Raw genomic sequence first — 11,712 nt, forward strand, 5'->3', positions numbered from 1 at the left:
GCCCGCCATGGGCTTGCTTGAGCCGGATGCATGGAAATCGTGCACGTCCGGTTCTGAGGGGGGCCGGGCGCAGCAATGCGCCCGGCCTACCCGGCAATTTCAATTCAGCCCGAAATATCTGGCTCGATAGGCTGGCGGTCATGAATCGTCCGGACCCGAACTCTCCGCTGACCTACGAGGAAGCGCTGCGAATCGCGCGCGATCTGGCCCAGGATCCCGGCACTCTGGTCCGCTACACCCATCAGGGGCTCGAGAATGCCCGCTACGGGCGAGGTTTCGCCTTCTTGCAGACGCTGCGCGGCGAGATGGACGGCTATGTCCTGGTGACCACGACCGGTTACGGCAGCGGGGTACTGTCGGTGGACGGAAGCACCATCGACACGGTGATCGCCGAACACCTGGCTCGAGCCGATCATGCCAACAGACAAATCCCCGACAGTGAACTCTCGGTGGCGCACCGAGTGGCGCTCGATGCCTACGATGCCGGCCTCACGCGCATCGACGAGATACCCGGGCGCGCAGCGATCGACGCCGAGACAGCCGACTACGCTGAGTTCGTTCTGCTGGTCCTGTGGCGCAACCGCAACCAGGAAGACTCCGGTCGTAAAATCCTCGCCCGCAACGATTTCCTGTTGCAAAGCCCAATCCCTGGGCGTCGATACACCCAGCCCTGCCCGCATTGCGAGCGGCCGACGATCTACCAGGAACGCTACCCCCGCGCGGTCTGCGATCCCTGCCGGGACCGCACTACCGACCGCGCCGGGCGCCGAGTGACCGGTTTCAACGCCAGTTTCAGTGGCGGAATGATCGCCTACTACACCGACACGCTCGAGCGCTCGGACAACTCTGGCTCCCAACAGGAAGAATGCGTCGAGGTCAGCCGAACCGGTGTGTGTTTTATCGACGCACACCCAGCGACCATGCAGGAGGTACGTCTCGGTGGGATCGTCGTCCAAATAGCATCCGCCCACGGAGACGGCTCAGGCCAACCGAACGGCGCCGTAAGCCGCTTACGTCGCGTTTTCCGCTGGTAGCGGTGACGGTAGGACATCGCACGAGTATTCAGCCGCCGACCAGTTGGCGCGCGACGAGCGCCGATCATCAACGATCCACCGAACCCGCAGGTCATGTCTTGGATGGCGGTGACCGCGCTCGACAACTGTTGTCGCACCGCCGTACCCCGAGCGCTGCCGGTCTCGCAGCGAGTCGCATTCGTGCTGCGGAACCGTGCTCGACGGTCAGCTGATGACCGACCACTGACGGCGAAGCCGAGATCGGTTTCGCCGATCGAGGGACGCGGCTGGGCTGGCGTCGATGCCGGACTTGGGAAGTGGTGTCTACTTGCCGCGCAGAAATTTCTCGGTGTCGATGTCGAAACCGCGGCTTGCCGTTCGACGTAGGGGTGAGTCAGGGTGGAGACGGTCCGCGAACGGTGGGTCGGCCCCGGCGACGGCTAAGGAGCAACAACATGCGAGTCATGATTCTGGGGAAGGCGACCGAGGACACCGAGCGTGGGGTTCCGCCCACCGCCGAGGAGTTCGCCGCGATGGAGGCCTTCAATGAAGAGCTTGCCAAGGCCGGCGTGGTGCTGGCCGGTGACGGCCTGAAGCCGAGTTCGGCCGGCAAGCGGGTGGCTTTCGACGAGAAGGGTGGCTCGTCGGTGCTCGACGGGCCATTCGCCGAAACCAAGGAGCTGATCGCCGGCTACCAGATCTGGGAGGTGTCCTCGCTCGAGGAGGCGCTCGAGTGGGTCCGCCGCGCCCCGATCCGCAATGGTGTCGTCGAGGTACGGCCGTTGTACACCGCCGAGGACTTCGGCGAGGCGTTGACGCCCGAGCTGAGCGAGGCGTGAGACGACCGGGCTTGTAGGGCCGAGGGTATCGGGTGACCATTGCGACCCGGCGGACCGTGGAGGCGGTCTGGCGGATCGAGTCGGCGCGGTTGATCGCTTCCCTGGCGCGAATCGTGAACGACCTGGGCTTGGCCGAGGACTTGGCCCAGGATGCGCTGATCGCGGCGCTGGAGCAGTGCCCGAGTCGGGCGTTCCGGACAAGCCGGGCGCCTGGCTGCTGGCTGTCGCCCGCCGTCGCGCGGTCGACACAGTCCGCCGCCGGGTGAATCTGGAGCGTAAGCTCGCACTGCTCGCCCGCGAGACGCCTGAGGGCGAGGATCCGATGGACGCGATCGAATTCGACAGGCAAGTCGACGATGATGTCCTGCGGTTGATGTTCACCGCGTGCCACCCGGTGCTCGGCCGCGACGCACGGGTGGCGCTCACGCTCAAGACGGTGGCGGGACTGTCCACCGACGAGATAGCCCACGCCTTCCTGATCCCGCCCACCACGCTCGGTCAGCGGATTTCGCGGGCGAAGAAGACGTTGTCGAACGCGGAGGTCCGGTTCGAGGTTCCGGTCGGCGACGAGCTGACCGCACGGCTGGCCTCGGTGCTCGAGGTCGTCTACCTCGTCTTCAACGAGGGATACGCCGCCACCAGCGGCGATTCCTGGATGCGTGCAGAGCTGTGTGCGGAGGCCATGCGGCTCGGTCGGATGCTCGCCGCGCTCGCACCCGACGAACCGGAGCCGCACGCACTGGTGGCGCTGATGGAGTTCCAGGCGTCGCGGCTGCGGGCCCGAACCGACGCCGGCGGCCGACCGGTGCCGCTGGACCGTCAGGACCGGACCCGCTGGGACCGGTTGCTCATCACCCACGCCGAGGGTGCGCTGCGGCGGACCGAACACCTCGGCGGACGCGGGTCCTACGTGTTGCAGGCCTCGATCGCCGCCTGCCACGCCCGCGCGATGAGCGCCGCCGTTACCGACTGGCACCGCATCGCCGAGCTCTATCACGAACTCAGCGCACTCACCGGCTCGCCGGTGGTCGAGCTGAACCGGGCCGTCGCGGTGTCGATGGCCGACGGACCCACAGCCGCGCTGGCCATCGTCGATGAGCTGTCCGCCCTCACCGCGCTGCGCGGCTACCACCTGCTGTCTGCCGTCCGGGGTGATCTGCTGCTCAAGCTCGAACGTCGCGACGAGGCACGCTCGGAGTTCGAACGGGCCGCGGCGATGACCGGCAACCAAGCCGAGCGGACGCTGCTGCTCGACCGGGCCGCGTCCTGCTGAATCGGCCGTGATGACGGATGGAATCGCAGAAAGGCCCGGGAAGTCAGCTGCAGGAGACGAATTGCTGGACGAAGATGCCCGCGGGGTCGCTGGTGTCGAAGCCGGGGCGGGCGGCGCCGGCACGGACACCTACACCGAGCTTGGTGACGTTGCGGTCGAGGATGTTGGCCTTGTGGGTGGGGCTGTTCATCCACCAGGTGAGGGCTGCTCGGGCGGTGGTCAAGGTGTTCGAGCCCCAGCCTGCGTAAGTGTTCTCCGACCAGCGGTTCACGTCGGGGGCATCGCCCTCGTAGTAGGTGCAGGGGTTGTAGGACTTCACGCGGCGCTGGATCTGGGTGTCCACCGGCACACCGGCGAGGTCGGGATCGTCGTGAGAGTTCGCCCCGTCGGTCCACCATTGACGTCCCTCGGCGTGGCGGGCGAAATCCGCTGCGCTGTTTCGTAAGTCGTCGCTCCATTTCAGTTCGGGGACACCGGCATTGGCGCGTTCGATGTTGGTGAGGCAGAAGACGGCGCGCTCGATCTTGTCGAACTGGTCGTTGAGGGCGAACATGGCGCCGAGGCCATTGTTGGGGTACTTGTTCGCGAAGTACTGGTAGCCGTGTACAGGGTCGTCGGCGCGTCACGGCACAGCCCGAGCCTTTCATCTCCACCAGCCATCGGCCAGGGTGTGACGCCGCGCCAGGTTCGGCAGCGCGAGGCACACCATGTTGAGCGAGCCTTGGCTGGTATACGGATATTTCGGCCCGGTATGGCGGATGTTTCGATACATACAACGCCATAGCATCCGGTATGGAGGCCGAAGCTCGATACGCCACGGGCCGAAACCCCTGCACCCGCACTGAATCCCGCCAGAGCTTTGGGGCCGCATGATCACAACTCCGCCCACTGGTTCGAAACCGTCCGGCCATACCGCGGGCCGTTCGGCTTGGAAAGTCCGAAGGCGCGGCCCGGCGCGCGGGGGTGGGATCCGGCAGACCCCCGTGCACAAGACGTGGGCCCTTCCGTGACGCCGTCTCGATCGTGATCCGGCCCGCTCCGAGTGGAATTGCCCATCACCACGCTTCAGCCGTCGAATTCGATGAACGGTCGGCATCCTGTCGGTGCACCCGCGCGCCGTCATCGGTTGGTTCGCGAAAGTCTATCGAATTCGCGCCGGGGCCAGAAATAGGTATGTCGTATAGGTTTCAGGGGTGCTGCCTCGAAAACTGTGTGAATGGTCTTGCCGGTACGCTGCTAGGTTGCTGCGATAGCTAAATGGAATTGCAGATTCGGAATGACGGAAGATCGGTTCGGTCATCGCACGGTTACAATTCCAAAGTATTGTGTTTTGTTCGTAAATATCACGTACATCGGTAGAAGCCGTTCGCTCTGCGGCATTAGATTCGACCATCCAGGCGCTGGGTCCAGACGTTCATGCGCTCCGCGGAAACGGCTGGACGCAATGGGTGGAAAGAAGGAGGTGGATCTCGATTCGATGGGTAATGCATAGTGGCATGGACGTGTTGGGCGGATCGCTGATTTCTACGTGACCGAGTGAGGCTTCGGCGCGCATTTGTAGAGCGACGGTTGGCGGTGATACCGCATTTGCATCGACGTCGCTGATGTCCGGTATGGAACGCGATGCTGTTTCCAGCGTGACTGCGACGAGTTTTCGGCCTGCCCAACGGCCGTCTGGCCGCCGAATATAGCCGATCGAAGAAATGTCAGCAAAAGATCGCCCATCGGTTGCGGGAACCTAACCATGTTGCCCGTGTGAAGAGCGAGATCTGGCATGTATGGATCCCAGCGTCTATTCCCAATGTTGGGAACGCCTGATACTCGGGACATATCGCGGTGCGTGGCCGATTTCTGCTGAATGAGGCTTCGAATTAACGGCCATTGATTGACCGGAGCGGCGATGTCAAAAGGGTATGAACGGTGGCAGTCGGCGACATTGTTGTGAGTCGGCTGGCGTCGGGAGTGTGTGAGAGGTATGTCGATGAGGGACATAGCGATGGCGGCACTGTGTGCCGGAAAAAAGCAAACGTCCAGTTCGTGTCGATCGGCCTCGGCGAACGTTCGCACGTCATGGAGCGGCCGGGAATTGGTGCCCGCATGCTCGGACGGGGACCGGTACCGCAGGTGGTCTGCGGGCGGATCCGTCGCTTCGCCCCCGCCCAACGTTGCCGAGGGCAGTCACGACGGCTGGATTCAGCCGTAACGCCACCGGCCGTCTGCCGCCGATTCGCCGAATCACCGCTGCGCCACTCGAAGCTCGAGGACGGCGTCGGTATCCCCTGTCCGATAGCGCCGGAATTCTTCCGGCGTCTTCGGCAACCCCGATCTACCCCTGGATGTGAACGTGGACACGAACACTGGTGACTCGTCCGACCGGATGTTGGAGTACCTCAAAAAGGTCACCGTGGAGCTCATGTCGAGTCGCGACGAGCTCACCCGACTGCGGGAGCAGAGCGTCGAGCCCATTGCGATCGTGGGCATGAGCTGCCGGTATCCGGGCGGTGTGGAGTCGCCGGAGCAACTGTGGGATCTGGTCGCCTCCGGCTCGGACGCGATCGGGGAATTCCCGGCCGACCGGGGCTGGGATGTGGCGGGATTGTTCGATCCCGATCCGGACCGGTTCGGGAAGGTGTATACGCGCGAGGGCGGTTTTCTTTCCGGCGCCGGTGATTTCGATGCGGGGTTTTTCGGCATCGGCCCGCGTGAGGCGGCGGCGATGGATCCGCAGCAGCGGTTGTTTCTGGAGGCCTCGTGGGAAGCCCTGGAAGACGCCGGTATCGACCCGACCTCGCTGCGAGGCAGCGACACCGGCGTGATCGCCGGAGTGATGTACACCGACTACGAGCACACGGCCAAGGCCGCCGGCCCGGCAGCGGAGGGGCACGCGGGCACCGGATCGGTGAGCAGTGTGGTGTCGGGGCGAGTGGCCTACACGCTGGGGCTGGAAGGTGCGGCGCTGACGGTCGACACGGCATGCTCGTCGTCGCTGGTGGCGATCCATCTGGCCGCCCAGGCACTGCGCCGCCGGGAGACGTCCCTGGTGCTGGCCGGCGGTGTGACCGTGATGTCGACACCGTCGCTGTTCGTGGAGTTTTCGCGGCAACGGGGCTTGTCGCGTGATGGGCGGTGCAAGTCGTTCTCGGCCGGCGCGGACGGGGTGGGCTGGTCCGAGGGCGTGGGCGTGCTGGTGCTGGAACGGTTGTCGGACGCGCGGCGATCCGGGCACGAAATTCTGGCCGTCATTCGAGGATCGGCGGTGAATCAGGATGGTGCGAGCAATGGTTTGACCGCGCCGAACGGTCCGTCGCAGGAGCGGGTGATCGCGTCCGCGCTGGCAGCTGCCGGACTCGAGCCGGCGGATGTGGATGTGGTGGAGGCGCACGGGACGGGAACGCCGCTGGGTGATCCGATCGAGTCACAGGCGTTGATCTCCGCATACGGACAGCGGCGCGGCGCGCCATTGCGGCTCGGGTCGCTGAAGTCGAATATCGGGCATTCGCAAGCGGCCGCGGGCGTGGGCGGGGTGATCAAGGTCGTGCAGGCGTTGCGGCACGGAATGCTGCCCAGGACGCTGCACGTGGGTGAGCCGTCGCCGCATGTGGATTGGTCGGCGGGATCGGTGCGATTGCTTACCGAGGCGGAGCCCTGGCTCGCGGGTGAGCGGGTGCGGCGGGCCGGGGTGTCCTCGTTCGGGATCAGCGGCACCAACGCTCATTTGATCGTGGAGGAAGCGCCCGCGTCCGTCCCTTCGCCGGTCGAGGAGACCGCCGCGACCCCCGCTGCCGCGGCGGATGTGCTGCCGTTGCTGGTATCGGCCAAGTCCGATGCGGCACTGCGCGCCCAGGCGGATCGGTTGCGGCAGTGGCTGCTCGACAATCCAGATGCGGACCTGTGGAGTGTGGCGTCGTCGCTGATCGAGAACAGGACGCAATGGGACCGGCGCGCCGTGGTGGTGGGTCGCGATCGCGGACAGCTGGCGTCGGAGTTGGCGGACCTGGCGTCGGGGTCCTCGGCGGCCGGTGCGTCTGTCGCGGGTGGGACGGCATTTCTGTTCACGGGGCAGGGAACTCAGCGGGTGGGGATGGGGGCGGAGCTCTATGCGGCCTTCCCGGTTTTCGCGACGGCGTTGGACGAGGTCTGCGCGGAGTTCGATCCGCATCTCGGCGGGTCGTTGCGGGAGGTGATGTTCTCCGGCAGCGCTGCGACACGGCCGCCGGGGGTCGGCGCAGCCGATGTCGCACTGGATCGGACGGAGTGGACGCAGCCCGCGTTGTTCGCGTTCGAGGTGGCGTTGTTCCGGTTGATCGGGAGTTTCGGTGTGACCGCGGATGTGCTGGCCGGACATTCGATCGGCGAGCTGACGGCCGCCTACGTCGCGGGGGTGTGGTCGCTGGCGGACGCGTGTGCGCTGGTGGCGGCGCGGGGCCGCTTGATGGGTGCGTTGCCGGCGGGCGGCGCGATGCTCGCGGCCGCCCTGACCGAAAAGGAAGCGCTCGAACTCGTTGCGGTACACGGTGATCGGTTATCGGTCGCGGCTGTGAACGGCCCTTCGTCGGTGGTGCTGTCCGGCGCTGCCGACCTCGTCGAAGCGGCGGAGCGCGAGCTGTCCGACGCGGGCGTGCGGACATCGCGATTGCGGGTCGGTCACGCGTTCCATTCGGCGTTGATGGAGCCGATGCTCGACGAATTCCGTTCCGTGGCAGCGGGTCTGACATATCGATCGCCGACCGTTCCGGTGGTGTCGAACATCTCCGGCGGTGTCGCCGGTGCCGAGGTGACCGATCCGGAGTACTGGGTGCAGCAGGTACGCGGCTGCGTGCGATTCGCGCCCGGCGTCGATGCTCTCGTCGCGGCCGGGGTGCGGCGATTCGTGGAGGTGGGCCCGGATGCGGTGCTGGCATCCATGACTCGCCAGTGCCTGGCCGAATATCCGGAGGTCGAGGCGGGGGCGATGGTTGCCGCCGGGGCGCGGCGTTCGGTCGACGAAGTGACGCAGTGCGTGACGATGCTGGGGCAGCTGCACGCCTGCGGCGCCGAGGTGGATTGGCAGCCGATCTTCGCGGGCCGTCCGCTGCACCGGGTGTCGTTGCCCACGTACGCATTTCAGCGTCAGCGGTTCTGGTTGGAGCCGTTCGCCGCCGATGCCTCCGCGGTGTCGTCGGATCATCCGATCCTGACCGGCGTCGTCTTCGTTGCGGGCAGGGACGAATGGCTGTTCACCGGACGGATGTCGTTGCGGACCCACCCGTGGCTCGCCGATCACGCGGTCTTCGGCTCGGTGTTGCTGCCCGGGACCGGATTCGTGGAACTGGCGTTGACCGCCGGCACTCGGCTCGGCGCCGAGGTCGTCGAGGAACTGCTGCTGGAAGCGCCGCTGCTGGTGCCGGACGACACCGCGGTCGATATTCAGCTCGGTGTCGAGCCCGCCGATGGCGCGGGCAGGCGTCGGTTCGCCGTGCACTCCAGGGTGTCCGGTCAGCATTCCGACGGCGCGGAGTGGGTCGCGCACGCGACAGGGGTGCTGGCGCCCGTGGCCGGCGCGGCGAACGCGGTGTGGGACGGACGGGTGTGGCCGCCCGCGGGCGCCGAACCGGTGGACTCGGCGCGGCTGTACGAGCGGTTGGCGGACATGGGTTTCGGGTACGGCCCGGCATTCCGGGGTGTGCGCGCCGCGTGGATGCGCGGTGCCGAGGTGTTCGCTGAGCTGTCGTTGCCCGAGAACGCGGACGCGCGGCGGTTCCGGGTGCACCCGGCCTTGCTGGACGCCGCTTTCCACACCGCGATCGACCGTCTCGCCGATACCGGCGACGGCCGGGTGCCCTTGCCGTTCTCGTTCGCCGGAGTGCGCGTCTACCGGGAGGAAGCCACGGCCCTGCGGGTGCGTGTCACCCGCACCGACGACACCATCCGAGTAGATGCCGCCGACACGCACGGTCTACCCGTAGTAGCCGTCGACACCCTCGTCGCGCGCCCCGTCGATGCCCGCACCCTGCGCCGTGATCGCGCAACCTCGCACCCGCTCTACACCCTCCGGTGGACTCCGGCATCCACCTCGATCTCCGTGAATCGTTGTGCTGTAGCGGTATTGGGCTCCACGACGATGCCGGGCGCCGAGGCACACACGGATCTGGACGCTCTGCTCGCAATGCCGTCCGTACCCGAGATCGTCGTCTGGCACTGTGACGACGTCCCCGCGACGGGTGATGCCGCCCAGGTGGCCAGGCTGCGGGTATATGCGGCGCTGACGATGTTCCGGGACTGGATCGCCGACGAACGATCCGAGAAATCCACGCTGGTCGTCGTGACCCGCAACGCCGCGGAAATACCGGGCGAATTGTGTGATCCCGCGGCAGCGGCGGTATCCGGTCTGATCGCGTGTGCGCAGTCGGAACATCCCGGCCGGGTCGTCCAGATCGACCACGACGACGCCACCGCGGTGACATCCGGCACGGTGGTGCGAGCCGCGGATCTCGGTGAGCCGCAGGTGGCAGCGCGTGACAACACGCTCCTGGTACCCAGGCTGATACGGGCCGCCGCGCCGGATGCGGCACCGGTCTCGTTCGGCGGCGGGACGGTTCTGATCACCGGTGGCACCGGAGGTCTGGGTGCGCTGACGGCGCGACATCTGGTTGCGGCACATGGCGTTCGGAGCCTGCTGCTGGTTTCCCGGCGGGGACCGGATGCCCCGGGCGCCGCGGATCTGGTCGGCGATCTCGAGGCCGCGGGTGCGCAGGTCCGGGTGGCCGCCTGCGACGTCGCCGACCGAGATGCGCTGCGAGATCTGCTGCGGACCATCCCGGAGCAACACCCGCTGACCGCCGTGATCCACACCGCCGGCGTACTCGACGACGGCACCGTCGAGACGCTGACCACCGCGCAGATCGACCGCGTCATGCGGCCGAAAGTCGATGCGGCACTGCATCTGCACGAACTCACCCGGGATCACGACCTGTCGGCGTTCGTGCTGTTTTCCTCCGCCGCCCCGCTACTCGGTGGTCAGGGCCAGGGCAACTACGCGGCCGCGAACCGTTTCCTCGACGCACTCGCGCATCGTCGTCGCGAAACAGGCCTGCCCGCGCACTCGCTGGCGTGGGGGCTGTGGACGCTCGGTATGGCAGGCGTGCTCGATCGGGAAGATACCGAGGACATAGCCCGCCGTATTCGCACCCGGCTCGGGCTGCTACCCATCACCCCCGAGCCGGGATTGGCGATGTTCGACAAGGCGCTGGCCACCGGCCACTCGCTGCTGATGACCGCGTCGCTCGATAGGGACGCGCTGGCATCGCTCGCTCGCTCCGGCGTGCTGCCGCCGGTGCTGCGCGAGATCGTGCGCGCACCCGTGGCAGCGCAGCCCGGCAGCGAACGCGGCTCGCTGGTACAGCGTTTGGAGATGCTGCCTGAGGACGATCACTACGAGGTCATCCTCCAGGAGATACGCTCGCTGGCCGCCGTCGTCCTCGGACACAAGTCGGCCGCCGCGGTGGCCGCGGATGTGCCGTTCGCCGAACTCGGATTCGACTCGTTGGGCGGCGTCGAATTCCGTAACAGGCTCGCCGCCATCACGGGTCTGTCTCTGCCGTCGACGCTGGTGTTCGAGCATCCGACCGCCGCCGCGGTCGCGCAGCTGCTGCGGTCGCGGATGGGGGCCGTCGAGGTTCGGCACGAGCCGCCGCCCGCCGCATCGGGAGTACGTGGCCGGTTGACGGAGCTGGTGATGGCGGCGCATCGGCGCGGGGACGCGACCGAGGCGATGCCGCTGTTGATCGAAAGTGCCAGACTGAGCGTCGCTTTCGATGAGCCGGCCGCCGCGAATGGCCCCTCGGGGCCCATGCTGCTGTCGCGCGCCGGCGCCGGACCCAACCTGATCTGCATCCCGTCGTTCCTGGTCGGCAACGGACCGCACCAGTTCGGCCGCTTGGCGCGCGAACTCGGCGCCGAATTCGGTGTGTCCGCGTTGCGACTGCCGGGGACCCGAGTCGGTGAACCGATGCCGCCGACCTGGGACGCGCTGCTCGACCACCTTGCCGTTGTCACCGAAAACGCCACGGGCGAGCATCCGTTCGTACTCGTCGGCTACTCGATCGGCGGAGCGGTTGCGCACGCGCTCGCCGAACGGCTCGACGAGCGTGGTCGTGGCCCGGTCGGTGTCGCGATGCTCGACACCTATTCGCCGGATGGTGAAGACCTCATCGGCACCGTTTTCGCCGGCGCGCTCGGCCTGGTGCTCGATCGCGGTCACGAACTGATCGATATCGACGACCACGCACTGGTCGCCATGGGCAATTATGTGCGGATCTTCGGCGAGCGCGGCACGCGGTCCATTGCCGCGCCCACGCTGAATCTGCGAGCCACTGTCGGGCTACCGGGCCTCGATATTGCTGCGCCGGTGCCGGATTGGCAGCACCGCGGCGACACGATCCACATATCCGCCGACCACTTCTCCCTCATCGAAGACGCGGCACCGGCTGCGGCAGAGGGGATTCGGCGATGGCTCCACTCGATTGCGAGCGACGTCGTGGGCAACCGATGAACCGCGTGATCGCGAAAAACACATGCTTGGAATCGAATAAGGCGAGATAGAGGAATC

4 protein-coding genes and 1 pseudogene are annotated in these 11,712 nt (G+C 66.7%); 4 read left to right on the plus strand and 1 reads right to left on the minus strand.

Annotation, left to right across the window (positions count from 1 at the left end):
* The 3 genes and pseudogenes from ACIBJI_RS19745 to ACIBJI_RS19755 form a co-directional block, all read left to right on the plus strand.
* On the plus strand, positions 1 to 1,034 hold a 1,034-nt coding region (locus tag ACIBJI_RS19745; protein ID WP_397085147.1), incomplete at its 5' end, for a hypothetical protein.
* A 434-nt stretch (positions 1,035 to 1,468) separates the two neighbouring features.
* Complete coding sequence (locus ACIBJI_RS19750) at positions 1,469 to 1,852, plus strand: YciI family protein (RefSeq protein ID WP_364358676.1); 384 nt, start codon at positions 1,469 to 1,471, stop codon at positions 1,850 to 1,852.
* Positions 1,853 to 1,890: 38 nt separating this feature from the next.
* Positions 1,891 to 3,125, plus strand: a pseudogene (locus ACIBJI_RS19755) (RNA polymerase sigma factor).
* 43 nt (positions 3,126 to 3,168) lie between these two features.
* On the opposite strand, the gene ACIBJI_RS19760 reads toward ACIBJI_RS19755, so the two are convergent.
* Positions 3,169 to 3,678 carry a CAP domain-containing protein gene (locus ACIBJI_RS19760; RefSeq protein ID WP_364358670.1) on the minus strand — a complete coding sequence of 170 codons (510 nt, stop codon included), beginning with the start codon at positions 3,676 to 3,678 and terminating at the stop codon, positions 3,169 to 3,171.
* Between the two features lie 1,791 nt (positions 3,679 to 5,469).
* On the opposite strand from ACIBJI_RS19760, the gene ACIBJI_RS19765 reads away from it, so the two are divergent.
* Positions 5,470 to 11,655: a type I polyketide synthase gene (locus tag ACIBJI_RS19765; RefSeq protein ID WP_397085149.1), complete on the plus strand. Its 6,186-nt coding sequence runs from the start codon at positions 5,470 to 5,472 to the stop codon at positions 11,653 to 11,655.
* The last annotated feature ends 57 nt before the right edge of the window (positions 11,656 to 11,712 follow it).

Source organism: Nocardia sp. NPDC050408 (assembly GCF_044458905.1).
Lineage (GTDB): Bacteria > Actinomycetota > Actinomycetes > Mycobacteriales > Mycobacteriaceae > Nocardia.

What these genes read in the sequence shown, in the direction of transcription:
- ACIBJI_RS19750 (WP_364358676.1), top strand. Translation starts at nt 1,469, where the DNA reads ATGCGAGTCATGATTCTGGGGAAGGCGACCGAGGACACCGAGCGTGGG.
- ACIBJI_RS19760 (WP_364358670.1), bottom strand. Translation starts at nt 3,678, where the DNA reads ATGTTCGCCCTCAACGACCAGTTCGACAAGATCGAGCGCGCCGTCTTC.